At 66.3% G+C, this 25,885-nt stretch carries 26 protein-coding genes and 1 pseudogene; 15 read left to right on the top strand and 12 right to left on the bottom strand.

The genetic code is table 11. The features are described from left to right. Nucleotides 1–92: 92 nt before the first annotated feature. The 7 genes and pseudogenes from E3227_RS01970 (at nt 93) to E3227_RS01940 (ending at nt 8,173) form a co-directional block, all read left to right on the top strand. The gene (locus E3227_RS01970) at nt 93–3,224 is read left to right on the top strand and encodes an error-prone DNA polymerase (RefSeq protein WP_144317389.1); all 3,132 of its coding nucleotides are present in this window, start codon (nt 93–95) and stop codon (nt 3,222–3,224) included. Nucleotides 3,225–3,237: 13 nt separating this feature from the next. Then, entirely contained in the window at nt 3,238–3,723 is a 486-nt protein-coding gene (locus tag E3227_RS01965) for a PH domain-containing protein (RefSeq protein ID WP_246062721.1), read from the top strand. Beyond that, complete coding sequence (locus E3227_RS11670; protein WP_144317388.1) at nt 3,723–5,162, top strand: PH domain-containing protein; 1,440 nt, start codon at nt 3,723–3,725, stop codon at nt 5,160–5,162. The genes E3227_RS01965 and E3227_RS11670 overlap by 1 nt, the downstream gene beginning before the upstream one ends. After that, nucleotides 5,125–5,643, top strand: coding sequence for a TetR/AcrR family transcriptional regulator (locus E3227_RS01955; RefSeq protein WP_136650852.1), 519 nt, complete (start codon nt 5,125–5,127; stop codon nt 5,641–5,643). Before E3227_RS11670 ends, E3227_RS01955 begins: the two co-directional genes overlap by 38 nt. 136 nt (nt 5,644–5,779) lie before the next feature. Then, a complete protein-coding gene (locus E3227_RS01950) occupies nt 5,780–7,402 on the top strand; it encodes a carboxyl transferase domain-containing protein (RefSeq protein ID WP_144317386.1) in 1,623 nt (540 codons plus the stop codon). A 14-nt stretch (nt 7,403–7,416) separates the two neighbouring features. Then, nucleotides 7,417–7,668 (top strand): annotated as a pseudogene (locus tag E3227_RS11905) (acyl-CoA thioesterase domain-containing protein); the annotation flags it as partial. Between the two features lie 70 nt (nt 7,669–7,738). Further along, nucleotides 7,739–8,173 (top strand): thioesterase family protein, encoded by a 435-nt coding sequence (locus E3227_RS01940; protein ID WP_144317384.1) that lies wholly within the window; start codon nt 7,739–7,741, stop codon nt 8,171–8,173. Between the two features lie 266 nt (nt 8,174–8,439). Here E3227_RS01940 and E3227_RS01935 read toward each other — a convergent pair whose 3' ends face one another. After that, nucleotides 8,440–8,910, bottom strand: a complete 471-nt coding sequence (locus E3227_RS01935; protein WP_136650863.1) for a tRNA (cytidine(34)-2'-O)-methyltransferase — start codon at nt 8,908–8,910, stop codon at nt 8,440–8,442. 25 nt (nt 8,911–8,935) lie between these two features. On the opposite strand from E3227_RS01935, the gene E3227_RS01930 reads away from it, so the two are divergent. Both E3227_RS01930 and E3227_RS01925 read left to right on the top strand, forming a co-directional pair. Further along, on the top strand, nt 8,936–9,787 hold the full coding sequence (locus E3227_RS01930; protein ID WP_186365947.1) for a bifunctional methylenetetrahydrofolate dehydrogenase/methenyltetrahydrofolate cyclohydrolase: 852 nt from the start codon (nt 8,936–8,938) through the stop codon (nt 9,785–9,787). Beyond that, nucleotides 9,765–10,088 (top strand): DUF3017 domain-containing protein, encoded by a 324-nt coding sequence (locus E3227_RS01925; protein WP_170228609.1) that lies wholly within the window; start codon nt 9,765–9,767, stop codon nt 10,086–10,088. Before E3227_RS01930 ends, E3227_RS01925 begins: the two co-directional genes overlap by 23 nt. Here the strand turns inward: E3227_RS01925 and metX are convergent. From metX to E3227_RS01910, 3 genes are all read right to left on the bottom strand, one after another. Next, nucleotides 10,085–11,230 carry a homoserine O-acetyltransferase MetX gene (metX, locus tag E3227_RS01920; protein WP_144317382.1) on the bottom strand — a complete coding sequence of 382 codons (1,146 nt, stop codon included), beginning with the start codon at nt 11,228–11,230 and terminating at the stop codon, nt 10,085–10,087. The genes E3227_RS01925 and metX overlap by 4 nt on opposite strands. Nucleotides 11,231–11,243: 13 nt before the next feature. Continuing rightward, nucleotides 11,244–12,566, bottom strand: coding sequence for an O-acetylhomoserine/O-acetylserine sulfhydrylase (locus E3227_RS01915; protein ID WP_144317381.1), 1,323 nt, complete (start codon nt 12,564–12,566; stop codon nt 11,244–11,246). Between the two features lie 158 nt (nt 12,567–12,724). Then, on the bottom strand, nt 12,725–13,021 hold the full coding sequence (locus E3227_RS01910; protein ID WP_144317380.1) for a hypothetical protein: 297 nt from the start codon (nt 13,019–13,021) through the stop codon (nt 12,725–12,727). On the opposite strand from E3227_RS01910, the gene E3227_RS01905 reads away from it, so the two are divergent. Beyond that, the gene (locus tag E3227_RS01905; protein WP_144317379.1) at nt 13,008–13,415 is read left to right on the top strand and encodes a substrate-binding domain-containing protein; all 408 of its coding nucleotides are present in this window, start codon (nt 13,008–13,010) and stop codon (nt 13,413–13,415) included. The two genes, E3227_RS01910 and E3227_RS01905, sit on opposite strands and share 14 nt — an antisense overlap. Before the next feature lie 6 nt (nt 13,416–13,421). Here E3227_RS01905 and E3227_RS01900 read toward each other — a convergent pair whose 3' ends face one another. After that, entirely contained in the window at nt 13,422–15,638 is a 2,217-nt protein-coding gene (locus E3227_RS01900; protein ID WP_144317378.1) for an NADP-dependent isocitrate dehydrogenase, read from the bottom strand. Between the two features lie 108 nt (nt 15,639–15,746). Between E3227_RS01900 and E3227_RS01895 the strand changes: the two genes are divergently transcribed. Both E3227_RS01895 and E3227_RS01890 read left to right on the top strand, forming a co-directional pair. Further along, the gene (locus tag E3227_RS01895) at nt 15,747–16,658 is read left to right on the top strand and encodes an exodeoxyribonuclease III (protein WP_144317377.1); all 912 of its coding nucleotides are present in this window, start codon (nt 15,747–15,749) and stop codon (nt 16,656–16,658) included. A gap of 6 nt (nt 16,659–16,664) precedes the next feature. Next, nucleotides 16,665–17,465: a trimeric intracellular cation channel family protein gene (locus tag E3227_RS01890; RefSeq protein WP_246062720.1), complete on the top strand. Its 801-nt coding sequence runs from the start codon at nt 16,665–16,667 to the stop codon at nt 17,463–17,465. Here the strand turns inward: E3227_RS01890 and E3227_RS01885 are convergent. From E3227_RS01885 to E3227_RS01875, 3 genes are all read right to left on the bottom strand, one after another. Then, complete coding sequence (locus E3227_RS01885) at nt 17,462–18,169, bottom strand: hypothetical protein (protein ID WP_144317376.1); 708 nt, start codon at nt 18,167–18,169, stop codon at nt 17,462–17,464. The genes E3227_RS01890 and E3227_RS01885 overlap by 4 nt on opposite strands. Nucleotides 18,170–18,176: 7 nt before the next feature. Continuing rightward, the gene (locus E3227_RS01880) at nt 18,177–18,692 is read right to left on the bottom strand and encodes an ATP-binding cassette domain-containing protein (protein WP_170228608.1); all 516 of its coding nucleotides are present in this window, start codon (nt 18,690–18,692) and stop codon (nt 18,177–18,179) included. A 190-nt stretch (nt 18,693–18,882) separates the two neighbouring features. Further along, on the bottom strand, nt 18,883–19,233 hold the full coding sequence (locus E3227_RS01875) for a GntR family transcriptional regulator (RefSeq protein ID WP_144317374.1): 351 nt from the start codon (nt 19,231–19,233) through the stop codon (nt 18,883–18,885). 61 nt (nt 19,234–19,294) lie between these two features. Here E3227_RS01875 and trpS point away from each other — a divergent pair, with 61 nt between their 5' ends. Both trpS and E3227_RS01865 read left to right on the top strand, forming a co-directional pair. Beyond that, nucleotides 19,295–20,305: a tryptophan--tRNA ligase gene (gene trpS / locus E3227_RS01870; protein WP_144317373.1), complete on the top strand. Its 1,011-nt coding sequence runs from the start codon at nt 19,295–19,297 to the stop codon at nt 20,303–20,305. Between the two features lie 95 nt (nt 20,306–20,400). Beyond that, nucleotides 20,401–21,489: a YhjD/YihY/BrkB family envelope integrity protein gene (locus tag E3227_RS01865; RefSeq protein ID WP_144317372.1), complete on the top strand. Its 1,089-nt coding sequence runs from the start codon at nt 20,401–20,403 to the stop codon at nt 21,487–21,489. Here E3227_RS01865 and E3227_RS01860 read toward each other — a convergent pair. Beyond that, on the bottom strand, nt 21,422–22,687 hold the full coding sequence (locus tag E3227_RS01860; protein WP_144317371.1) for a D-alanyl-D-alanine carboxypeptidase family protein: 1,266 nt from the start codon (nt 22,685–22,687) through the stop codon (nt 21,422–21,424). The two genes, E3227_RS01865 and E3227_RS01860, sit on opposite strands and share 68 nt — an antisense overlap. 158 nt (nt 22,688–22,845) lie before the next feature. Between E3227_RS01860 and E3227_RS01855 the strand changes: the two genes are divergently transcribed. Continuing rightward, entirely contained in the window at nt 22,846–23,559 is a 714-nt protein-coding gene (locus tag E3227_RS01855) for a VIT1/CCC1 transporter family protein (RefSeq protein WP_144317370.1), read from the top strand. Nucleotides 23,560–23,565: 6 nt separating this feature from the next. On the opposite strand, the gene E3227_RS01850 is transcribed toward E3227_RS01855, so the two are convergent. Genes E3227_RS01850 through E3227_RS01845 form a run of 3 tightly spaced genes read right to left on the bottom strand, consistent with a single transcriptional unit; the run spans nt 23,566 to nt 25,880 of the window. Beyond that, nucleotides 23,566–24,309, bottom strand: coding sequence for a trimeric intracellular cation channel family protein (locus tag E3227_RS01850; RefSeq protein ID WP_309485224.1), 744 nt, complete (start codon nt 24,307–24,309; stop codon nt 23,566–23,568). Then, complete coding sequence (locus E3227_RS11835) at nt 24,210–24,602, bottom strand: trimeric intracellular cation channel family protein (protein WP_311196704.1); 393 nt, start codon at nt 24,600–24,602, stop codon at nt 24,210–24,212. The genes E3227_RS01850 and E3227_RS11835 overlap by 100 nt, the downstream gene beginning before the upstream one ends. A gap of 39 nt (nt 24,603–24,641) precedes the next feature. Next, entirely contained in the window at nt 24,642–25,880 is a 1,239-nt protein-coding gene (locus E3227_RS01845; RefSeq protein WP_144317369.1) for a hypothetical protein, read from the bottom strand. Nucleotides 25,881–25,885 lie beyond the last annotated feature (5 nt).

Here is a 25,885-nt window from a genome sequence, read left to right as displayed (position 1 = left end):
GGCGGAAGAGGGGCATCCTTAGGTGCCCGGTTTTAGGCGGAGGGGTTCCGCCGAGTAGAAAGCATGTTCTAAAACCGCTATTATCTACTCCCATGATGTTTCATGGCGGCGAGGCCCTGTCGTGGTCGCGGCTGGAGCGTATTCTCTCCGGCCGCCCCGGCCCCATGCCTGTGCCCGTTAACCACACTCGCCCGCTTGTCGACGCCCCCACCAACCGCCCCGAAGCCAGCCACGCGCCGTTCGCCGAGCTGCACGCGGTGTCATCGTATAGCTTCCTTGGCGGGGCGAGCGAGCCGGAAGAGATGGTCCGCCACGCCAAGCGCCTGGGCATCACCACGCTCGCGCTGCTGGACAGGGACGGTTTTTACGGGGCAGTGAAGTTCGCCGAGGCCGCGGCGCGCGAAGGGGTGGCCACGGTGTTCGGTGCGGAGCTGAGCCTGGGTGACCGTGTTCTGCCTGTGCTGGCGCGGGGCCCGGAGGGGTATCGCCGCCTGTCCCGCCTCATTGCCGCGGCCCGCATGATCACCCGGGAGAAAGACGAGGTCGCCTACCCGCCGCTGGAGCTTATCGCCCATGAGCTGGCGGGCACGTGCATCGTGCTGGCGGGTTGGCAGTGGGCCCCGCAGATCGATTACCTGATCGAACTGTTTGGCCCCGGGGCGGTGGTGCGCGAGTACGAGGTGTCGATGACTCCGGAGGACGCCGACCACCACCGCGCGCTCGATGACTACCCGCACGTCCCCGCGATTGTCAGCGCCGTGCCGGCCGCCGCCACGCGTGACGACGCCCGCCTGGCCGCAGCGAAACGCGCCCTGGCGCGGCGCGACTGCCTGGGCGACGCCCACGCGCACCTGCACCCCATGGGGGCGAACTGGCTGCGCTCCGCCGAGCAGCTCCAGGCGATGCTGCCGGGTGCGCAGGACAAGATTGACACGGCGCTGGCTATCTCCGCGCAGTGCGCGTTTACTCTCAACCTCGTTGCCCCTGAGCTGCCGCGCTACCCCACGCCGGCGGGCTTTGATGAGATGAGCTGGCTGCGCCACATCACCATCGCGGGTGCGCAGCTGCGCTACGCGACACGCCCGGAGGACATCCGCCGGCGCGCGATGGCGCAGATCGACTACGAGCTCGGCGTGATCGAGGAGCTGAACTTCCCCGGCTACTTCCTCATCGTCCACGACCTGGTGGACTTTTGCCGCCGGGAAAACATCCTGTGCCAGGGCAGGGGTTCGGCGGCGAACTCGGCGGTGTGTTTTGCGCTCGGCATCACCAACGCCGAGCCGATCAGCGCGGGGCTTTTGTTCGAGCGCTTCTTGTCGCCGGATAGGGACGGCCCGCCGGATATTGACATTGATATTGAGTCGGGGCGTCGTGAAGAAGTGATCCAGTACGCCTACGAGCGCTACGGGCGCGACAACGCGGCGCAGGTGGCAAACGTGATCACCTACCGCACCAAGGGGGCGATTCGCGACGCCGCCCGCGCCCTGGGGTATGCGCAGGGCGCGGCGGATTCGTGGTCGAAGGGGATCTCGCGGCCACCGGAGGGCGTCGAAAAGCTTGCGGCGGAGCTCAAAGGCCAGCCCCGGCACTTAGGCATCCACTCCGGTGGCATGGTTATCTGCGACCGCCCGATCGCCGACGTGGTGCCGGTGGAGTGGGCGCGGATGGAAAACCGCTCGGTGGTGCAGTGGGACAAGGACGACTGCGCCTCGGCCGGGCTGGTCAAGTTCGACCTGCTGGGCCTGGGCATGCTCGAAGCGCTGCACCACATGATCGACCTGGTGCGCGACACCGCCGGGCGCGAGGTCAACCTGTGGGAGCTCGACGTCGCGGATGCGCGCGTGTACGAGATGCTGTGCCGCGCCGACGCCGTCGGCGTGTTCCAGGTGGAATCGCGCGCGCAGCTCTCCACGCTGCCGAGGCTGAAACCGCGCTGCTTTTTCGATCTCGTCGTCGAGGTCGCGCTGATCCGTCCCGGACCCATCCAGGGCGGGTCCGTGCACCCCTACCTGCGGCGTCGCGACGGCAAAGAGGCCATCGTCTACGACCACCCCGTGCTGGAGAAGTCGCTGGGCAAGACCCTGGGCGTGCCCCTGTTCCAAGAGCAGCTCATGCAGATCGCCGTCGACGCCGCGGGGTTTTCCGGCCGCGAAGCTGACGCGCTGCGCCGCGCCATGGGCTCGAAGCGCTCGCCGGAGAAGATGGCGCAGCTCAAGGAGCGCTTCTTCGACGGCTGCTGGGCCACCAACCGCATTGATCACGACGTGGCGGAGACGCTCTGGGCCAAAATCGTCGCGTTCGCCGCCTACGGGTTCCCCGAGTCGCACTCTCAGTCCTTCGCCTCGCTGGTGTTCTTCTCCGCGTGGTTCAAGTGCTACTACCCGGCGCAGTTTTGCGTCGGGTTGCTGCGCGCCCAGCCGATGGGGTTCTACTCGCCGCAGTCGCTGATCCAAGACGCGCGCCGGCACGGCATCGACGTGCTGCCCGTCAGCGTCAACGACTCGGGCCGCGAGGCGATCTGCGTGGACAATGCGACGATCCGCGTCGGGCTGAACCTGATCAAGGGCCTCGGCGACCAGGCGGCCGACCGCATCGAGGCGGCCCAGCCGTTTCGCGACATCCCGGACCTGTCGCGCCGCGCCGACCTGTCGGTCGAGCACGTCGAGGCGCTGGCGCGCGCGGGCGCGCTGGACTGCTTCGGCGTGGACCGCAGGCAGGCACTGTGGCAGGCGGGCGTGGCTGCGACCGAGCGTGAGGGCATGCTGCCGGGCCTCAGCGCCATCGAGGCGCCTGCGCTGCCGGGCATGAACGCCTTCGAGCTGATGGCGGCGGACGTTTCGGCCACGGGTGTGACCCACGACAAGCAACCCGTGGAGCTTCTGCGCGCGGGCCTGCGCGAGCGTGGCATCCTCACCGCCGATGACCTGCGCCGCGTCGAGGACGGCTCGCGGGTGCGCGTCGCCGGGGTGATCACGCACCGGCAGCGGCCGAAGACCGCGAAGGGCGTGACGTTTTTGGGCATGGAGGATGAAACCGGGTTGATCAACGTCATCGTCCCGGTGGGGCTGTGGGAGCGCCAGCTTGTGCTGGCCAGGACCGCGAAGTCGCTGATCGTGCGCGGCATCGTGCAAAACGCCACCGGCGCGGTCAACCTGGTGGCCGACAAGTTCGAGCCCCTTGAGCTGGGCGATTACCTCAACCGGGGGGCCCGTGACTTCCATTAGTACTATGAACACCATGACCAGCCACCCCCTGCCACGAAGCGTCGAAGAGATGAACCGAGTGTCACCGCGGCTGGCGATCCCGTCGTACGTGGGACTGATCGTGTGGTCCCTCATTTTCGGCGCGGTGTTTACCTTCGCCGCGCTGCGGTGGAGCCAGTGGTGGGTCATCGGGCTCGGGGTCGTCGTCGTGCTGGCGGTCGTCAATGCCGTTCTCATCCCGCTGCGGGTGCGCGCAATGGGGTGGTTGGAAACCGAGGACGAACTGATCCTGGCCAAGGGCAGGCTGTGGCGTTCCATGACGGTCGTGCCCTACGGGCGCATCCAGTTCGTCGACGTCACCTCGGGGCCGATTGCGCGCGCGGTGGGGCTGAAAGATCTCGAGGTCAACACCGCGTCAACGACCTCGGTGTCGTCGCTTCCCGGCATCGAGGCCGACGTCGCCGACGCGCTGCGCGACCGGCTGGCCGCCAAGGCCCGCGAGCGCATGAGCGGGCTGTAATGGACAGGAAGGTACACCGGATCACACCCCTGCTGCGCGCCTGGGGTGTGCTGTTCGCCCTGGTAGTGATCGCAGCGGTCAATTTCCTCGAGCCCTTGTACACGTGGGTGAGCTCGGAGCACTTCGCCGCGTTCGACATCCTGCGCGGGGTCGGGATCTTCGTCGTCGGAGTCGCGGTGCTGTTCGCCGTGTCTCAGCTGTGGTGGTCGCGGATGGGCTACGGCATCGGGGAGGAGGAACTCGGGCTCAAGCGCGGCGTGTTTACCACGCACGTGCGCACGGCCCGCTTCGACAGGATCCAGGCCGTCGACGTGGTCGAGCCGCTCGCCGCGCGGATCTTCGGCCTCGCCGCCGTGCGCGTCGAGGCAGCCGGCGGCGGCGACTCCGCGATCGAGATCGCCTACCTGCCCAAGGACGAGGCCGAGCGGGTCCGCGCCGAGATCATGCGCGCCGTCGCCCGCGAGGGGGCAGAGGTGGACACGGCCGCGGACGCGCAAGACTTCCTGGTCGCGCCGGTGCCGATTCACCGCTCGCTCATCGGAACGCTGCTGCGGGTGAGCACGCTTGTCGCCGCCGCGTTCACGGCGCTCCCATTGGCCACCAACCTCAGCCCCGCGGCGGCAATCCCGGTTATCATCGGCGTCCTCCCGTCGCTGTGGCGGATGATCGATCAGTCTTGGCGCTTCCAGGCCGTGCGCGGCGACGAGGTGGTCAACGTCACCTTTGGCCTTGCTAATCGACGCCGCCAGGCCGTGCCCCTGGACCGCATCCACGCGGTCTCGCTCACCCAGCCCCCGCTGTGGCGGCCACTGGGCTGGTGGGAGGTCAAGGTCAACGTCGCAGGCTACAAAACCTCCGGCGACGGCGGGACGCTGACCCTTCTGCCCGTGGGCACGCTCGACGAGGCGCTCGCGGTGGTGCGCGCGCTGAGCCCACTTCAGGTCGGTGAGTTGGGCGAGATCGACCCCGCCAGCACGGATGCGCACGTGCGCACCCCGCGCCGGGCGCGCTGGGTCTCGCCGGTGGATTGGCGTCGCCAGTCGCTGCTGCTTCGCGACGGCACCGCGGTGGTGACCTCGGGCAGGCTCTCGCGGCGCTACTCGGTGGTGGAGGTGCCCCACATCCAGGAGCTCACCTCCACCCAGGGCCCGCTGCAGCGGGTGCTGGGCCTCGCGTACGTGCGCCTCGATCTGGTGCCGGGGCCGGTGAGCGCCACGGTGCGTGATCTGGACATCGAGGACGCGCGGTGGGTCGTCGATACGCTGCGCGCACGCGCTCTGCCTCCGGTGGGCGCGGCGCCGATAGAGTTGGGGTGTGACGCAGAACAATCAGACGGGCACCCAACGCCAGCGCGAGAAGGCGAAGAAGCGCCGGGAGCTACTCGCGGCGGCGGCGGACATCATGGCGCGCAAGGGGTTTCACCAGACCAGGCTCGCTGACGTCGGCGCCGCCGTAGGCATCTCCGGCCCGGGGATGTACCGCTACGTCGAGAGCAAGGACGCGCTTTTGGCGGAGATTCTCGACGAGATCTCCGACCGGCTTATGGCGGGGGCGAGGGAGATTATTGATGCCGGAGGGCGTCGAGAAGCAAGCGCCCGCGAGGTGATGGGGGAGCTGGTGGCGTTCCACGTCACCATCGGCGTGACCGAGCCCAACGTGGTCAGCGTGCAGGAGAGGGAGCTGAAAAACCTCGACCCGTCGAGCCAGGAGCTGGTGCGCGCCAAGCAGCGCGAGTACCTGGCGATGTGGACCGAGGTGTTGGAGCGGGCGGAGCCGACCCTGGGCGCGAGCGTGGCGCGGATGAGGGTGCAGCTCGTGGCCGGGATGATCAACTCGGTCAGGTACGTGATCAAGCGTGCGGGGCCCGAGGTGGTGCGCGAGCACGCGTACCGGATGGCAATGAGCGCGCTGTTTTCTTAGGAAAAACAAAAAGTTTGGCGAAATGTGTTGTGGCGCACACTGTGAAGGGTTAGATTGTTAAGCAAAACAAAGTTAATCGCGATTAACTGAAGCTCTGTCTGACACCCACGACCCTTTACAAAGGGGGGGACAACCCTTGACCACTCCACACAGCAACCGCGAGCAGCACATCGGCCTCGTCCGCGACCTGAAGCGCATCCTGGGCGAGACCGCGCGCGGCGGATCCGACGCCGCGCGCGAGCGGCACACCTCCCGCGGCAAAATCCTGCCGCGCGAGCGCATCGACCAACTCCTCGACCCGGGCTCGCCGTTTCTTGAGGTCGCGCCGCTGGCCGCCCACGACATGTACGGCGGCAAGGTCGCGGCTGCCGGAGTGATCGCGGGCATCGGCCTTGTCGAGGGCCGCACCTGTCTCGTCGTGGCCAACGACGCCACCGTCTCCGGCGGCACCTACTACCCGATGACGGTGAAGAAGCACCTGCGCGCCCAGGAAATCGCCGCCGACAATCACCTGCCGTGCATCTACCTCGTCGACTCCGGGGGAGCAATGCTGCTCAACCAGGCCGAGGTCTTCCCCGACCGCGACCACTTCGGGCGCATCTTCTACAACATGGCCAACATGTCCAAGCGCGGCATCCCGCAAATCTCCGCGGTGATGGGCTCCTGCACCGCCGGCGGCGCCTACGTGCCGGCCATGGCGGACGAAAACGTCATCGTGAAAAACCAGGGCACCATCTTCCTGGCCGGCCCGCCGCTGGTCAAAGCCGCGACGGGCGAGGAGGTCACGCCCGAGGAGCTGGGCGGCGGCGACCTGCACTCCTCCGTCTCCGGCGTCACCGACCACCTGGCGCTCGACGACGCGGACGCGCTGGCGCGGGTGCGTCGGATCGTCGCCACGCTGCCGCGCGATAAGAACGCCGCCTGGGACGTGATCGAGCCCGTCGAGCCCACGCGCTCGCAGGACGAGCTTTACGACGTCGTCCCGGTCGGCAGCCGCGACCCCTACGACGTGCGCGACGCCATCGAGATCATCGTCGACGGGGGCCAGTACGACGAGTTCAAATCCGAGTACGGCACCACCTTGGTCACCGCGTTCGCGCGCATCTACGGCCACCAGGTCGGGATCGTCGCCAATAACGGCATCCTGTTCGCCGAATCCGCCCAAAAGGGTGCCCACTTTATCGAGCTGTGCGACCAACGCGCCATCCCGCTCGTGTTTCTGCAAAACACCACCGGGTTCATGGTGGGGCGCGAGTACGAGGCCGGCGGCATTGCCAAGCACGGCGCGAAGATGGTCAACGCCGTGGCCACCACGCGCGTGCCCAAGTTCACCGTGGTCATCGGCGGCGCGTTCGGCGCGGGCAACTACTCCATGTGCGGGCGCGCCTACTCCCCGCGTTTTCTGTGGATGTGGCCCAACGCGCGGATCTCCGTGATGGGCGGGCCGCAGGCCGCGATGACCATGTCCACGGTGCGCCGCAACCAGATCGAGCGCTCCGGCGGGCAGTGGAGCGCGCAGGAGCAGGAGGACTTCGAGGCTCCCATCCGCGAGCAGTTCGAGCGCGAATCCCACCCCTACTACTCCTCCGCTCGTCTGTGGGACGACGGAGTCATCGACCCGGCCGAATACGCAGGCGACGTCACCGGGCTCATCGTCTTTCTGCTCTCGCTCGCCGTCATGGCCGCGGCGTGGGTGGCGGCGCGGCCCGCGCTGCTCGCGCCCGTGGCCAACCGGATGGGCGACGTCAGCGCACGATAGAAAAGGAGAACACCATGCCAGAGTCATACTTCCGACGCACCGGCGACACGACGTTCGCGCCGACCACCCACTGCGAAGGAGCCTGGTCGGCGCAGGACTACCACTTCTCCAGCCTCGCGGGGCTCATCGTGCACGTCGCCCAGCTCTCCCGTGACCCCGACGACACCAAGCGGCTCGTGCGCGTTTCCTACGATATCCTCGGTCGCCTGCCGCTGGAGGAAGCCAACGTTGCAGTAGAAACAATTCGGCCCGGGCGCAAGATCGAGCTCGTTGAGGTGACAGTATCCCTGGCCGGGCGGGCCGCGATTATCGCGCGGATCTGGTACATCGACGCGCTTGACACGCGCGACGTGGAAACCCCAACCCAGCAGACCTACCCCGTCCCTGAGGACTGCGAGGACCAGGGAAGGCGGGTTCATCCGCCAACTCATCGGGCGCAAGGTCACCGGCCTGCCGGAGGGCACGTTCTTCTCGTGGTTTACTTCCGAGACCACCATGGTCGACACCGACGAACGCATCCCGCTCGCGGAGTTCTTCAGCCGCATCGACATCGCCAACGGCATCGCCGTCCACCACAGCCCCACCGAGTGGGCGTTCCCCAACGTTGACCTGACCGTTCACCTGTACCGCTACCCGGTGGGGCAGTGGAACGGGTTGGAGGCAACAAACGTGTGGGGGCCTGACGGGGCCGGCCTGACCAGCACGATTCTCCACGACCTCGACGGGCCCCTCGGCCGCGCCGAGCAAATGCAGGCGCTGGGCAGGGTGTAGGCGTTGGTGGCCGTTGTTTCTGGGGGCGGCGGCGGTGTGGTCGCGCGGTGCCTGGGCGTCTCACACCGCCGGCGTAACCGAGCTGGTGCCACGCCTCGTAGGTGGCGACCCCCGCGCGGTGCCTGACTGCGCATTGTGGACTGCGCAATGTACGGAAACTGGCTCACCGTGACCTGGGACTTTGCAGCCGCGAGATCACAAATTGCGCAGTCCAAACAACGCAGACGCCCAGAAGGGCCGAGAACAGCAGCCAGAACGCCCAAACGTTACACCCCGCCCGCATACCCGAGCTGCCGCCACGCCTCGTACGTGGCCACGGCCGCGGAGTTCGACAGGTTCATCGACCGCCGGCCGGGCAGCATGGGGATACGCAGACGCCGCGTCACCCGCGGGTGGTGAGAATGCTCCGGCGGCAGCCCGGTCGGCTCGGTGCCGAACAGTAGCGCGTCGGAGTCGCGGTAGGCAACGGTGTGGAAGTGCGTGGTGGCGTCGGTGGTGAAGGCGAAGACGCGTGAGGCTGGGAGCGTCGATAAGCATGCGTCCAAAGAGGGGTGAATCTGCACGTCCGCGAGGTCGTGGTAGTCCAGCCCTGCGCGGCGCAGGTGTTTTTCGCTGAGGTCGAAGCCGAGCGGCTCGACGAGATGCAGGGTTGCCCCGGTGCCGGCGCACATGCGTATCGCGTTGCCCGTATTGGGCGGGATAACCGGGTTATCAAGGATGACATGCAGGTGCGACACAAGCTTCAAGTCTAGGATGGGGGCCGTGACTGCGATCAAATTGGACGGAAAGCTCTACCGCGAGGAGATCTTCGCGGATCTGAAAGAGCGCGTGGCGGCGCTGCAGGACAGGGGGATCACCCCGGGCTTGGCCACGGTTCTCGTTGGCGAGGACCCCGCGAGCCAGAACTACGTGCGCATGAAGCACAAGGACTGCGCCGAGCTCGGCATCGCCTCCATCATGAAGGAGCTGCCCGGCGACACCTCCCAAGCGGAGCTTGATTCGCTTATCGACGATCTGAACAACGACCCGGCCGTCACCGGCTACATCGTCCAACTACCGCTGCCGAAGCACCTCGACGAGAACCGCGTCCTCGGCCTCATCGACCCGGACAAGGACGCCGACGGGTTGCACCCGGTGAACCTGGGAAAGCTGGTGCTGGGCGAGCCGGCCCCACTGCCGTGCACCCCGAACGGCTCGATCAAGCTGCTCGAGCGCTTCGGAGTCGAGTTAAACGGCGCGGTCGTCTGCGTCATCGGCCGCGGCGTGACCGTGGGCCGGCCGATCTCCCTGATGCTGACCACAAAGGCCACCAACGCCACCGCCATCTTGTGCCACACCGGCACGAAAGACCTCGCGGCACAGACGCGCCGGGCCGACGTGATCATCGCCGCGGCCGGTAAGCCGCACATGATCACCGCCGACATGGTCAAGGAGGGCGCCGCGGTGCTCGACGTGGGCGTCTCGCGTGTCGACGGCAAAACGGTCGGCGACGTCCACCCCGACGTGTGGGACAAGGCCGGTTGGGTCTCCCCGAACCCAGGCGGGGTCGGTCCGATGACGCGCACCTTCCTCGTCCGCAACATCGTGGAGCGTGCCGAAACACTTGCTGGATAACCCCCACGACATTAACAACGCCCCCTCCAAGCTGCCCGTCCTGGTGCAGCAGGCGATGGCGGCGGTATTTGTCGTGGGCTTCGTGGCGTCGGGACTCTTCTCCGCCACCGAGCACTGGCGCCGCGCCACCTTCACCCTGGGCGCGGCGATGGTGTGGCTAACGCTCATGCGCCTGACGTGTGACTCCCGCGTGATTGGCCTGGTTGCGGTGCGCTCGCGGCGTTTCGATGCCCTGTTCACCACCGCCCTCGGCGCGGCCATGATGTGGCTGGCATGGTCGGTGGACGCGCTGGGGAGTTAGATGTCGTACGCCCCGCTGCGCGCCGCGAAGTCGTGCGGCGAGGGGGTTTGCTCCGACAGCGCGATGAACTTGCGCAAGATGATGTCCATCTGGCGCGCCTCAACGAGAAAGGCGTCGTGGCCGACGGGGCTGGACAGCTTCGACATCGCCAGCAGGTTGCCCAGGTTGCGGCTCAAGTGCTCCTGCTGGTGGTAGGGGTAGAGAATGTCGGTGTCCACGCCGACGATCATGGTGGGCACCTTCGAGCTGGCCAGCGCCTTGTTCAGGCCGCCGCGCCCGCGCCCGACGTCGTGGCGGTTGAGTGTTTCGGTCAGGGTGACGTAGCTGCCGGCGTCGAAACGCTCCACAAGCTTGATGCCCTGGTGGTCGAGGTAGCTCTGGACGGCGAAGCGCTGGTTCTCACACCGGTAGGGGCCAAGCGGGTTCTCCCCGGCCTGGGCGGCGGTGCCGAAGCGCTCGTCGATCTCCAGCTCCCCGCGGTAGGTCAGGTGTGCAATGCGCCGCGCCGCCGCCAGCCCGGCTGAGGGCCCGTTGGGTTTGTCGTAGTAGTCCCCGCCGTACCAGTCGGGGTCGCGGGTGATAGCCGAGAGTTGGGCGGTCTGAATGCCGATCTGCCAGGCGCTCGCGCGCGCGGACACCGCCAACACGCAGGCGTAATCGACCATTTCGGGGAACATGATGGTCCACTCGAGCGTGCGCGCCCCACCCATCGACCCTCCGAGCACCGCGCGAACGCGCTCAAGCCCGAGCCGGTCCAGAAACTGCCTCTCCGCGGCCACCTGGTCGCGAATCGAGATGGCGGGGAAACGCGAACCCCACCGCCCGCCGTCGGGGTGCTCACTGGCCGGGCCCGTCGAGCCGTAGCAGCTGCCCAGCGCGTTCGTGCAGATCACGCAGAACGTATCTGTATCCAGCGCCTTGCCGGGGCCGATGACCTCGCACCACCAGTCGGCGGCGTTGGAGTCGCCGGTCAGCGCGTGCTCGACGAGCAGGACGTTGTTGCTGCCAGACGGGTTGCCCCGGAATTCGCCCCAGCGCTGAAACGCGATCGTGACGTCCGGGATGTCCACGCCCGCCTCGGTAGAAAAGGTACCGATGGCGACGTGGTGCAACTCGCCCTCGGGGGGCAGTGTCAAGGACATGGACGCTGGCTTCCTAGACAGCGGCGAACCCGCGCTCGAGGTCGGCGATGATGTCGTCGATGTTCTCAATGCCCACGCTCAGGCGCACCGTGGACTGGCTGATGCCGGCGCGCGCAAGGCCCGCCTCGTTCGACTGCGAGTGCGTCGTCGACGCCGGGTGGACCACCAGCGAGCGCACGTCGCCGATGTTGGCCAGGTTGGAGTGCAGGCGCAGCGCGTTGATGAAGTCCCAGGCCTTCACGCGATCGTTCGGGTCGCCCGCAAGGTCGAAGGAGAGCACCGAGCCGGTGTACTTGAGCCCCAGCTTCTCCTTGATGGCGTAGTAGGGGCTCGATTCCAGCCCGGCGAAGTTCACTTTGGCCACCTTGTCGTTGTTGGCCAGGTACTCGGCCACCTTCAGGGCGTTGTGGTTGTGACGCTCTACGCGCAGGCCGAGGGTGTCCAGGCCCTGCAGGGCGACCCAGGCGTTGAACGGGGAGATCGCCGCGCCGGTGTCGCGCAGGATGCCCGCGCGGGCCTTGATGGCGAAGGCGGGCTCGCCGAGGTCGGCGTACTTCAGGCCGTGGTAAGCGGCGTCGGGGGTGACAAAGTACGGGAAGACCGGGGCGCCGTCGCGCTCGACGGTCCAGTCGAACCGGCCGGCGTCGATAAGCGCGCCGCCAATGGCCGCCCCGTTGCCGGTGTAGAACTTTGTGGTGGACACGACGACGATGTCCGCGCCCAGCTCAAGCGGGCGCACGAGTGCCGCGGTGGCCATCGTGTTGTCCACGATCAGCGGCACCTGGTTGGCGTGCGCGACCTCGGCGACGGCCGGGATGTCAAGCACGTCGGCGATCGGGTTGCCGAAGGTCTCGCCGTAAAACGCCTTGGTGTTGGGCTTGACCGCGGCCTGCCAGGAGGCGGCGTCGTCGGGGTTGTCCACGAAGGTGGACTCGATACCCAGGCGCGGCAGGGTGACCTCGAAGAGGGTCTCGGTGCCGCCGTAGAGGCGCGGGGAGGTGACAATGTGGTCGCCGGCGGAGGCGAGGTTGGTAATCGCCGCGGTTTCGGCGGCCATGCCCGAGGCGAACGCGACCGCCGCGACGCCGCCTTCGAGGCTAGCGAGGCGGTCCTCCAACGCCTGCTGCGTCGGGTTGGTAATGCGGGTGTAAATCGGGCCAGCATCGGAGAGGTTGAAGCGGTTCTCCGCGTGCTGCGCGTCGTTGAACACGTACGAGGTGGTCATGTAGATCGGCTGGTTGCGGGCGCCGTAATCGGAGTCGAGCTGCTGGCCGGCGTGGACCGCGCGCGTATCAAAGGACCATTCGTGTGCTTGAGAGTTGTCGTAGTGAGCCATAGGGCCAATGTAACGGCGACCGCGCGCGTTGTGTACCAAGCTGTCTAAAAGGCGGGGTAAACTCGGGGTTTTCGTGAATATAAATCTGCCGGGCACGGAAAAGCGGCCCCCGCCGGCTTATCGACGAAGGCCGCTTCCCCTACGAGCGCGCCCCGGTGCTAGTGGAAGTACAGCAGCGGCGGGAAGCTCTGCATGTCGTTGAAGATGCAAAACGCCACGTCTTCAAGCTCGACGCGTGGCTGCTCGGCGATCCACGAATCGTAGAGCCCCTCGGCGTCGACAAGCTCAGCGGCGTCATCGCACTGCGTCAGGCGGTAGCCCAGCGTGCAGTGGAAGGCGTACTCATCGAGCCCAGCCACGGGGATCTCAAGGACCTCGCCCGCTTGACGACGAAACCGGTCGAGCTCGCGCTCCACGCCGGAGCACACGCGCGCCGAATCCATGATTCGCCGCATCAGGGCGGAGGGTCTGGAACCGTTCGTGGTCGACGTGCGCTACGACACCGGCCAAGACTACGTTCTCCCGCTCGTGGAAAGCGGTGCCGTGACGGCGGTAATGTGCCCGACCGATATGAGGCAGCTGCAGTACCTGCGGGCGCTCAGCTCAAACGGCATCGACGTTCCCCGCCAGGTCAGTGTCACCGGGTGCGACGGATTCCTGCCGGGGATGGATGTTTTGGGGCTGACGACCTACACGTGGCCAATCGGGCATTTCGCCGACACGGTGATTGACACCATGATTGACCTGATCAAGCGCTTCCGCACCCCGGATGATCGCCGGGAAGTGGTCAGCGTGAAGTTCGAGGGCGAGGTCGTCGCCGGCGCAACCGTCGCCCCGCCCCCGCTCTAAACCCGCCTAGCGCGCCACCATCGAGTCGATGATCTCGTTCAGCGTCGCCGACGGGCGCATCGTTGCGGTGGCCTTCTCGTCATCCGGCAGGTAGTAACCGCCGATGTCGCCCGCGCTACCCTGCGGGGCGAGCAGCTCTGCGGCGATCTTCTCCTCGTTCTCGCGCAGCTTCTCGGCCACCGGAGCGAAGTAGTTCGCGATCTCGGCGTCCTGGGTCTGCTTCGCCAGCTCCTCGGCCCAGTACAGGGCGAGGTAGAAGTGGGAGCCCCGGTTGTCGATCTCACCGACCTTGCGCGAGGGGGAGTGGCCCTGGATCAGTACTTCTTCGGTGGCCTTGTCCAGGGCGTCGGCAAGCACATCCGCCTTGGGGTTGCCCTGGTCGGCCGCGAGCCGCAGCGACTCCGCCAGCGCGAGGAACTCGCCGAGCGAATCCCAGCGCAGGTGGTTTTCCGCCTCAAGTTGCTGGACATGCTTCGGAGCGGAGCCGCCGGCACCCGTCTCAAACAGCCCGCCGCCCGCCATGAGCGGGACGATGGAGAGCATCTTCGCCGACGTGCCCAGCTCGAGGATGGGGAACAGGTCGGTGTTGTAGTCGCGCAGCACGTTGCCGGTGACCGAGATGGTGTCCTTGCCCTGGCGCAGGCGCTCGACGGTGATCTTGGTCGCCTCGACGGGCGACGCGATGGAGATGTCGAGGCCGTCGGTGTCGTGCTCGGCGAGGTACTTGTTCACCAGGCCGATCAGGTTGCGGTCGTGGGCGCGGGACTCGTCGAGCCAGAAGATCGTCTTCATGCCGGACTTGCGCGCGCGGCTCACCGCGAGGCGGACCCAGTCGCGGATCGGGGCGTCCTTGGCCTGGCAGGCGCGCCAGATGTCGCCGGTTTCAACATCGTGCTCCATCAGCGTCTCGCCGGCGGAGTTGACCACGCGCACGGTGCCGTCGGCCGGGATCTTGAACGTCTTGTTATGGGAGCCGTACTCCTCGGCCTTCTGCGCCATGAGGCCCACGTTGGGCACGGTGCCCATCGTGGTCGGGTCGAACGCGCCGTTTTCGCGGCAGTCGTCAATGACAACTTGGTAGATGCCGGCGTAGGAGGAATCGGGGATGGTGGCCAGGGTGTCCTGCTCCTGGTCCTCGGCGTTCCACATGTGCCCGGAGGTGCGGATCATCGCCGGCATCGAGGCGTCGACGATCACGTCGGAGGGCACGTGCAGGTTGGTGATGCCTTTGGCGGAGTTGACCATGGCCAGGTCGGGGCCGTCGGCAAGCGCCTTGTCAAAGGCGGCGCGGATCTCCTCGCCGTTGTCGAGGGCGCCCAGCCCGTCGAGGATGGCGCCGAGGCCGTTCTCGCCATTGAGGCCCGCGGCAAGAAGTTCCTCACCGTGGGCCTCGAATACGTCATAGAAGTACGCGCGTACTACGTGGCCGAAGATGATGGGGTCGGAAACCTTCATCATGGTGGCCTTGAGGTGCGCGGAGAACAGCACTCCCTCGTCCTTGGCGCGGGCGATGGCCTTGAGCAGGAACTCGTCGAGAGCCTTGGCGGACATGAAGGTCGCGTCGACGACCTCGCCGGCGAGCACGGGCAGGGATGCGCGCAGCACCTCGACGGAGCCGTCGGCCTTGACCAGCTCGATGCGCAGCGTGTCGTCGGACGGCATGATCACGGACTTTTCGTTGTCGCGGAAGTCGCCGTGCTCCATCGTGGCCACGTTGGTCTTCGAGTCGGAGGACCACTCGCCCATGGAGTGCGGGTGCTTGCGTGTGTAGTTCTTCACAGCCTCGGGCGCGCGGCGGTCAGAGTTGCCCTGGCGCAGCACCGGGTTGACTGCGGAGCCCTTGACCGAGTCGTAGCGCGCGCGGATGTCGCGCTCCTCGTCGGTGGTGGGGTTATCCGGGTAGTCGGGCAGATCGAAGCCCTTGGCCTGCAGCTCAGCGATCGCCTTCTTCAGCTGCACCAGCGATGCCGAGATGTTGGGCAGCTTGACGATGTTCGCTTCCGGGCTGTTCGCAAGGTCGCCGAGCTCAGCGAGGGCGTCGTGGGCGTACTTGTCATCCTTGACGCGCTCCGGGAACAGGGACAGGATGCGACCTGCGACGGAGATGTCGCGAGTTTCCACGTTGACTCCCGCGTTGGAAGCGAATGCCGTGACGATCGGCAGCAGCGAGTAGGTCGCAAGCAGCGGTGCTTCGTCGGTGCGTGTCCAGATGATGGTAGCCACTATTTTGCTCCTCTAACTATTACTTAATTATCCAAGCACTCAGAATACCAATGTTGGGTGGAAACGGCGGTGAAGTTGCCCGTCGACGTCATTGCTAGGGTGACACGCATGAGTCTCACGATCGCGTCTGTCAACGTCAACGGCATCCGCGCCGCCACCAAGGTCCGCAACGAGTTGAACCCCGGAATGCTCGCGTGGCTGGAAACGACCACTGCCGACATCGTTCTTATGCAGGAGGTTCGTGCCAGCGTGGACCAGGCGCGTGCGGTACTCGCCCCCGCGCTGGAGGCGGGCTGGCACCTCGTGATCGCCCCCGCCGAAGCCCCCGGCGCGAAGGGTCGTGCGGGCGTGGGAATTTTGAGCAGGTCACAGTTGGAGGACGTGGAGATAGGCATCACATCCTTCGAGGATTCCGGCAGGTTCATCGCCGGCACGCTTGACGACGTCCGCGTCGCGTCGCTCTACCTTCCTTCCGGTTCGGCGGGCACGGAGAAGCAGGACGAGAAGTACCGCTTCCTCGATTCGTTCGAGCCGCTGCTGGAGTTCTGGGCGAGCGAGTACCCGAACATGGTCATTGGCGGGGATTGGAACATCTGCCACCGCCGCGAGGACTTGAAGAACTGGAAGACCAACCAGAAGAAGTCCGGGTTCCTCTCCGACGAGCGCGCGTTCATGGACGCCGTGTTCGGCGTCTTTCCGGACGATGAGGCTCAGGACCTGGAAGCGAAATCGCTCTACTCCTGGGCGGGCGCGGTGGATTACGCGTCGACGGGGCGTCGGCAAGCGAATGCGGACCCGAAGTGGTTCGACGTTGCGCGCAGGCTCGAGCCCGACACCGCGCCGTACACCTGGTGGACCTTCCGCGGCCAGGCGTTCAACAACGACGCGGGCTGGCGTATCGACGTCCAGGCGGCGACCGCCGCGATGCTTGAGCGTGCCCAGCGCACGTGGGTGGAAAAGGCGCCGACGGTGGAGCAGCGCTGGTCCGACCACTCGCCGCTGATGGTCGAGTACGCTTAAGCGCCCGTGGAGTCTTTGAAGATGCTCGGCGTGAGCATGCCCGAGCTGCTGACCACGCTGTTTGTCATCGGCATCATCGCCGAGTCCATGACCGCCGCCGTCGCCGCGGGCCGCGTGCGGATGGACCTGTTCGGGGTGATCACCCTCGGGGCACTGACCGCGCTCGGCGGCGGCACCGTGCGTGACGTCATCTTGGGCAACTACCCCCTGACCTGGGTTGACGAGCCGCGGTTCTTGCTGGTCACGGTGATTGCGTCCGTGGTGACCGTGCGGATTAACTGGCTGATGTACCAGCTACGCAAGTTCTTCCTCGTCGCCGACGCCGTCGGCCTGGCGGCGTTTGTGGTGCTGGGTATCCAGATCGCCCTGTCGCTCGGGCACGGGTTCATCATCGCCGCCGTTGCCGCCGTGACCACGGGTGTTTCCGGTGGCGTGATGCGCGACATCCTCTCCGGCCGGGTGCCGCTGGTGTTTCGCGAGGAGCTCTACGCCTCCATCGCGGTGCTGGGCACCGTCGTGTACATGGGGCTGATGGCGGCAGGGGTGCCCGAGTGGATAGTCACGATCGTGGCCGTGATCTTCGTGTTTGTCACGCGCCTGCTGTCGCTCCGGTTCAGGTGGTCGCTGCCGATCTTCGACTACGACGAGGAAAGAGCGGCGCAGATCGACCCCAAAGACGAGCTGGCAAGCTTCGTGCGCACCCGCGGGCGCAAGATCCCCGGCGCGCGGCGCGTCTACCGCAAGGTACGCATGGTCGCGGAGCAAGCGCCCGTGCGCCACAAGCGCAAGGGCAACAGCAAGGGCTAGCGGATAAACCGCGGGGCGCGCGCAATCACCCAGGCGGCGCCAAGGGCGAGTGCGGTCAAGACAGCGGCGAGCGCGATCGACCCCGCGTTGGGTGCGGTTCGTGGAATTATGTCGCCGCCGATTTCCACCGTCTCGGTCAACGCCGCGTAGGTAAATCCGGCCACTAGGCCACCGATCACAGTGGCGGCCATGAGGATTGCAAACGCCCCGCGGTTCCTGCCGGCAATCCCGGTGGCGATGCCCACCATCGCCGCGACGGCGAAGAGGGCAAAGGTGAGAAGCACGGTCAGCGTGATCGTCGTGGCGTTCTGGCCGGCGTTGTCCACCATGTAGGGCTCGCCGTTGGTGTCGACAAACGGGGTGTCGCCCTGGGTGATCAGCAGGACGTCGTAAAGCCGGTACCAGGGGTTGTTCGTCCACATCACCTGGCCGGCGACGACGTTTGCTGCCGTCAGGATGACCGCACTTATCGCGCTAAAGGCAGCCGCCCCGCCGAGCCAGCGGCCGTAGCTCGCCCCGAGCTGGTTGAGTGCCGCCCACTTGTCGGCGAAGTAGGCAGTCAGCCCGAAGAGCACAATCGCGGACAGGAGTGTCCACGTCGTGCCGTCGCCGGCGTAGAAGCGGCCTGCTGCGCCCACCGCCACGGCCAGTGCGATGACGCCAATGGTGAGGAGGAAACTGTGGGGACCGAGGAAGAGCTTCATAGCGGTGTTAGGCCTTTCGGGTAGCAAGCAGGTCGATGAGTTCGGCGTCGTTCGGGTAGGTCAGCTCGACACCGTCGGCACCGTCGGCGCCGGTACAGGGTTCGGCGAGCTGGGCGCGAAGAGTCGGCCCCAGGGACTGGGCGGCAATCACGTCACGGCCCGCGATCAGCTTGTCGACGTCCGCCTTACGCCCCGTGAGCACCGGAAACGACGCGCGGGCGTCGTCAAGCAGCAGCGGCTGCGAGGTGACTTGGTCGAAGACGCGGATGACGCGGTCGGCGAGCCCCGCTAGATCCTCGCTGCGGTGCGACGCCATGATGACCACGCGGGTGTCGTCGGCTGCGACGAAATCGATCAGGTTGTTGCGCAGCCGGGCGCGCGTGGCGGCGTCGAGGCCGTCGAAGGGCTCGTCGAGAAGCAGCAGCGGCTTGGCTGCTGCGAGGGCGAGGGTAAAGGTGAGCTCGCGCCGCTGGCCGACGGAGAGCTTGCTCAGCCGCGTGGAGGTGTCGAACGGCAGCGTCAAGGCCGCGCGCGGTGTCGCCTCGCGGGCCCAGGCGATGTGGTCAGCGACGGTACGGCCAGCGAAGAGGGCGTCGGCGGCCGCGGGGATGTACGCCGCGTCGGGGCCGATCAGTGAGCGCAGGTAGTGAGTCTTGCCGGCGGCGTTGGGGGCCGATCAAGGCGCTAATACCGGGGGAGTGGTGAATGGTCATTTACGAGTTCTCCTGGGTGATCATCGCGGTGAGTTCGTCGGTTGAGATGCCAAGTTGCTTGGCCTCGTGCATAAGGGGGGTGATGAAGGTGTCGCGGAAAGCCTCGCGGCGGGTGCGCAGGACCTGCTCGCGGGCGGTGGGCAGCACGAACATGCCCAAGCCCCGGCGCTTTTCCAGCAGGCCTTCCTGCTGGAGTTCGGTGAGTGCTTTGGCGGAGGTGGTGGGGTTGACGGAGTGGAAGTGGGACAGCTCGTTGGTCGACGGGGCGCGGTCGCCGGGGCCGAGCTGCCCGGAGGCGATGAGATCGCGGAGCTGATCAGCGATCTCCATGTATATGGGTTTACCACTCATGTGGGTAACTATATAACCCGTGGGCTGAGCGTGTCAACACTCGCCGCTAGAATGACCAACCATGACCGAACAGCAGCGAGTTCTCTCCGGCATTCAGCCGACCGCCGATTCCTACCACCTGGGCAACTACCTCGGGGCGCTGAAGCAGTGGATTGACCTGCAGGAAGGCCACGACGCGTTCTACTTCATCCCCGACCTGCACGCGATCACGGTCGACCAGGACCCCGCGGAGCTGCGCGAGCGCACGCTCAAGGGGTGCGCCCAGCTGATCGCGCTCGGCATTGACCCGAACGTGTCTACGCTGTTCGTCCAATCCCACGTCCCCGCCCACGCGGAGCTGACCTGGGTGCTGCAGTGCCTGACCGGGTTCGGCGAGGCGTCGCGCATGACGCAGTTCAAAGACAAGGCGGCGAAGCAGGGCCAGGACCGTGCCACCGTCGGCCTGTTTACGTACCCGGTGCTCATGGCGGCCGACATTTTGCTGTACTCGCCGCAGCTCGTGCCGGTGGGCGAGGACCAGCGCCAGCACCTGGAGCTGACCCGTAACCTGGCGGAGCGCTTCAACTCGCGCTTCGGAGAGACCTTTGTCGTACCCGAGGGCTTCATCCCCGAGGGCGCGGCGAAGATCTACGACCTCCAAGACCCGACGGCGAAGATGTCGAAGTCGGGGGCGAACCCGAAGGGCTTGATCAACCTTCTCGACGACCCGAAGACGTCGACCAAGCGCATCAAGTCCGCAGTCACGGACAACGACGGCGTTATCGCCTACGACAAGGACAACAAGCCGGGAGTGTCGAACCTGCTGGTGATCCAGTCCGCGCTCACGGGCACGGACATTGACACCCTGGTCGCCGGCTACGAGGGCCAAGGCTACGGCGCCCTAAAGGGCGACACGGCCGAAGCGCTCGAGGCGTTTACCACCCCGCTGCGCACGCGTTACGACGAGCTCATGGCCGACCCCGCCGAGCTTGAAGGCATCCTGGCCCGCGGCGCCGAGCGCGCCCGCGAGGTCTCCGAGCCCCTGCTGGCAGAAGTCTACGAAAGGGTGGGCTTCCTCGCCCCCGCCCGCTAGCAACCACCCGTTGGCAAACTAGCTGGCAAAACTTGGCCTAAACTGTGTTGCCACAGGTGAAAATTAAACAAAACCCGATCACGGAAGGACAGCTTATGGCGACCTCCACCGCGCCCCGCAAGGCGTACCAGGACGAGCAGGGCATTGAGCGCGCGAGTAAGCAGCAGGACAACGGGCCCGCCGACAAGGTGGCCAAGAAGTCGCCGTTCGTCGCGCACCTGATACGCATGAACGAGCGCTTCGCGACGGAGGGCGGAAACCAGTTTTCCGCAGGCATTACGTATTTCTCCGTGCTGGCGCTGTTCCCGCTGACGATGCTTCTCTTCGCTGGCATGGGCTTCTTCCTAGCCAATCGCCCGGAGATGATTGAGCAGATCCGCGTACAGCTTGAGAACAACCTCGGTGGTGAGATCGGCGGCGTGATGTCGCAGTTAATCGACTCCGCCATCGCGCAGCGCGGCGCCGTCGCCGGAATCGGTTTGCTCACCACCCTGTGGTCCGGCCTCGGCTGGATGAACAACCTGCGCGTCGGCATCTCCGCGATGTGGAAGCTCGACGCTAACGAGGGCGGCAACTTCATCGTGAAGAAGCTGTGGGACCTGCTCGGCCTGATCGGGCTGATCCTCCTGTTCATCCTCGCTTTCGCGGTCACCGCGATTGGTGCATCGTCATTCACCAGTGACCTGATGGACTACTTCGGGCTGGGTAACTTCCCCGGCGCGCGCTTCGTCGTCTGGCTCGTCGGGCTTGCCGCGGGTATCTTCGCCAACTTCCTCGTGATGGCGTGGTTGGTCATCTTCATGCCGCGCACGAAGGTGCCGTGGCGCTCCGGGCTCAAGGGCGCGCTTTTGGGTGCTGTCGCCTTCGAGCTGATCAAACAGTTCGCCACCGTGATCGTCAGCTCCGCCACGAACAACCCGGCCGGCGCGATCTTCGGCCCGATCATCGCGCTGATGGTCGTGCTCTACCTCATCTGGCGTGTGGTGCTCTACGTTTCAGCATGGACCGCGACCACCGAGGAATCCCTGGCCATGCAAAAGACCGAGGTGCCCGAGCCCGCCGTGATTAACGTGCGCGCGGCCGCCGCGACCCAGGCCAAGCCGGTCAAGGGAACCGCTATCGGCGTCGGCGCTGCCCTCGGCGCCCTCGGTGTCGGCCTGATGTCGTTGTTAACGCGCGACTAGCAATCACGGCTGCGCCGGCCAGCGCCAGCACGGCGCCGACAATCGCTACCGGCAACCACGGCAGAGCCCGCGAACCGGGCCCTGCCTGAGCTTCGGCCACCGCGGCCCCGCCAGGGGCCTGAGCGGTGGCCGTCGGCGTTTGCAACGCGGTAGGCGCCTGGGAGGACGCAGCCTCGAGCGTGGCCACGGACGTGCCGGGGCCAAACCTGTAGGACTCGTGGAGCAGCTGCTGTGCTTGCTGCCAGGCTCGGGCCTTGTTCACGGTGGTGTCGAGGACAACGGCCACAAGGTGCCGGCCGTCGTGGTTCACAGCGCCGACAAAAGTGTGGTTGGCGTCGTCGGTATAGCCGGTCTTGCCGCCGATGCCCTCGGGATCGTTGAGGTAGAGCGCGTTGTCGTTCCACAGCTCGAAGCCGGGCAAATCGTCGAAGCCGGGGAAGGGGTACGACTGCGTGTCGACGATCCGAGCAAACGTCTCGTTGCCAAAGGCGGCGCGGTAGGCGAGCGCCATGTCCCACGCGGAGCTCGACATGCCGGGGCGATCCAGGCCGGTGTAGGTGGCCACCCGGGTGTCGTTCATGCCGAGTTGCTGCGCCAGCGCATTGACCTTTTGCAAGGTCGCCTCGTCGCCGCCGAGCTCTTGTGCCAGGGCGTGCGCGGTGTCGTTGCCCGAGGCCATCAGCAGGCCGTGGAGTAAGTCGTTGACGGTGTAGACACCGCCGGCGCCGATACCCGCCGCGGACCCTTCCATGTTCGCCGATTCAGCGCTAACGGTGACCTGCTTGTCCAAGGGGAGCTCGTTGATAGCCACGAGCGCGAGCAGCACTTTGATGATTGATGCGGGCCGGTAACGGCCGTGGGGGTCTTTCATCGCCACAACCTCGCCGGTGTCCAGGTCCGCAACCAGCCACGCGGAGGCGAGGACTTCCTCGCCGACGGCGAAGCCTGCAGGGGTACTCACGCCACATGGGCCCTGGTATCCGACGGGCAGCGGGGCGGGGCTGCCGGCGGCCGCTGCTTCCGACGTTGTCCGCGGCTCCGGCGGCCACGTGGCGTGCGGGCAGCCGTCGGTATTAGGCATGGTGTCGCGCGTTGAGGTCGCCGGCGTGGATTCCTCCTGGGCCCATGCCGCGGGCTGGGCCGCGCCGATCAGGATCGCGCAGGCGAGGAAGGTCGCAGTTCGTCGTGTGGTACGCATCGCGGCGAACTTTACGCCCGTTGGTTACGTCGGTCGCGCTTTGAGGTGCGCGTTATTGCCTCACAGTGAGGATAGCCTCACCAAAAAACCTTATGACCTGCGTAAACTTAGCCTTTCCTCGCTTGCGTACACGGTGGTGCAGGCGCAAGATATCGACTATGTCAACGAAAGAAACGCAAGGTGCTCCGGCGAGCGTGGGCCTGAACGAACAACTCAACAAGCTGCGCGCCGCAGTGCTTGGCGCCAACGACGGCATCGTCTCCACTGCGGCGGTTGTCGTTGGTGTGGCAGGCGCGACCTCCGACATCAGGGCAATCGCGACGGCCGGCATTGCGGCCGTCATCGGCGGCGCTGTGTCGATGGCGCTGGGGGAGTACGTCTCCGTGTCCTCGCAGCGCGACACCGAGCGCGCCTACATTGCCAAGGAAACGGCACTGCACAACGCCGATCCGGACAGCGAGTTCGCGCACCTTGTCGCCGCCTACGAGGCGACGGGACTGAGCCGGGAAACGGCGACCCAGGTAGCCACAGAGCGCACCGCTGCCGATCCGCTCAAGGCGCACCTCGAGGTCCACTACGGCATCAACGAAGAGGACCTGGTCAACCCGTGGTCCGCGGCCATCGCCTCCTTCATCGCGTTTTCGCTGGGCGCGTTGCTCCCGCTGGCAGCTGTGCTGCTTCCGCCGGACGCGTGGCGGGTGCCGGTGACGTTCGTGGTCACCCTCGTCGCCCTCGCGATCACGGGAGCGGTGTCGGCGCGGATCGGCGGCGCAGATCCGAAGCGCGCCGTGCTCCGGCTCGTTATCGGCGGCGCGCTCGGCCTGGCGGTGACCTTCGGAGTCGGCTGGGCCTTCGGCACCACGGCGCTTTAAGGCACACTAGCGCGGCTCGCACTTCTGCTTGCCGTCGCGCCCTTCGCCGTCCCGCTCCGCCAAGCGTTTGGCGAGCATGTCGGACAGTTCCGAGTCGGACAGGATCAACTCGACGAGCCCCTCCTGGACATCTTTCTCGTCCACGGCGGGGGCGTCGGAGTCGTTGGCGGAGTCGGCGTAGGACGTGCCGTCTTTATCAAACCCAAACCCCTTGCCGCCGGTGGAGGCGGCAACGCGCACCTCGGTGTCTTCGCGCGTGCCGGGGGAATTCGCGCTATCGCTGAGCTCGCGGGCCAGAACCCGGCTGAGCGTGGCGTGGCGCCAGTCGCGCACGCGCTCGGGCTCGAGCTTGTGAACGCCGCGCTTGGCCACGTCGGCAAGCTGCGATGCGGTGGTGTTGACCGGGGCGAACTGCGGGGAGGTGGGCACGCGCCAGGCGCGGTAGTAGGCGATCATGGAAATAGTGAAGCTGGTCAGCGGCCCCGCCACCGCGCCGAGCGCGAGGTGGCCCGTGTTCGCGCCAATGAGCGTGACGACGGCACCGGCGATCGCGGGCACCACCGTTGGCTGATTGTTGCCGAACACCGCAGGTTCGCGCCCGATCAGCACGTCGCGGATCATGCTTCCGCCCGTGGCGGTGAACACGCCCATCATGATCGTCGGCAAAACCGGTAACCCGAACGTGATCGCCTTGAACGCGCCGACTGAGGCCCACAGGGCGGAGATAAGCGCGTCACCGTGGTCGCGCACTTTTTCCCAGGTGTCGCCCTTGAAGTAGGTTCGCGCCCGATCAGGGCGCCGGTGAACGCGAGGATCAGGTAGGCGGGTTCGCTCATCGCGGCGACGGTGCCTTCGTTGATGAGGACGTCGCGAAGCATGCCCCCGCCGAGCGCCGAGACCATCGCGATGAAGAGGAAGCCGACGATGTCGTAGCCGCGCTGCCGAGCGATCGTTCCGCCGATCGTGCCCATGATGAGCACGCCACTTAAATCAAGCCAGTGATAGATGGATTCAATGATCGGATCGACCTGATCGGGATTCACAGCCCGCCATCATAGAACGGGTTGTCTACGGGGTGCGGCTTAGAACTTGGAGAAGCGCTTGATCAGCTGGTCTTCCATGTCCTTCCACGTCTGCGCCTTGTCTGTAAACGGCGCGGTCGGGACGTATCCGCTGGCCTCGGTGGAGCCGAGCATGTAGGCGAGGTAGTCCTGCATGCGGGGATTCGCCAGCAGCAGGGAATTCAGGGAGTCGTCCTTCGCCCAGTCGGCGGCGTCGGCGAGCAGCTCGTAGGCCTTGGCCATCTGCGCGGTGTCGACGGCGTCCGGGCCCTTCTCAATGTCCGCGGCGATGCCGTTAAAGGAGTACGCGTTGTCCGGGTGGACAGTGATCTCGAGCTCTCCCGCGTTGGCGAGGTTGACCAGGTCCGGCCAGGTGGACACCTCGGCGAGCTCGTGGTCGTCGTTCTCCACGATCCACCGCAGCAACTGCTTGCTGGAGGGGAAGGTGAAAATCTCGCCGTACTTGCCCAAAAACACCGGCGCTGTGCCGAGGTAGGTGCGTAGCGTGTACACGCTCGTACCCTGCATGGTGATCTTCACCGGGTCGATGCCGGCGTTGAACCACGCGGAGCCGTCGTAGGGGTCGGCGTTCGCGGCGCGACGCTGCGCCTCCTCCTTCGCCTTCTCGGCCTGCGCTGCACGCGTGCTCTGGGCGGCGGCGATGCGCTCCTCGGCGGCGGCGACTTCGCCTTCGCTAAACGACGCCTCGTCAACGATCCGGACACTCGCGTCGAGTGAGTGGACAACCTCTGCCCAGTTCGCCAGCACAGCACGGCCGACTCCGGACCACTCCTCCAAGCCGTTCTCGCCCGCGTAGTGCTCCGAGCCGCGGGCAACGTTGCCCAGCACCGAGTGGGAGGCGAAGAAGATCTGGGCTTCGTTGGCGGAGGCGACGTCGGCAAGCGAGCGCGAGATCTGGAACACTTTGGCCAGCTTGGAGACGTTCTCGTGGCTCGGCCGCCCGGCGAGGTAGGCGGGGGCGCCGACGATGTCGTAGAAGTTCCTGTCATCCGGCACGACGCGGTCGTCGCCTTGGGCGTTGAACTGCGCCCACTGCGGGTGATCTACCAGGTCGTGGGGCAGGCCCGAGTCGAGGAAGGCCAGCATGTGGGCCGGGGAGTCGAAGACGAGGACGGAGGTCTCGTCGCCGAGAAACGCCTGCCACTGCGTCCCGTTTTCCTTCCAAGCGGGGGCCCACAGGGTGCAGAAATCGCCCTGGGTGAGTGAGAGTGTGACCGGAACAATCGCGCGGGTGCTCATGGTGC

It is taken from the genome of Corynebacterium sanguinis (genome assembly GCF_007641235.1).
Classification (GTDB): Bacteria; Actinomycetota; Actinomycetes; order Mycobacteriales; family Mycobacteriaceae; genus Corynebacterium; species Corynebacterium sanguinis.
This window is presented reverse-complemented; position numbering and strand designations above follow the sequence as displayed.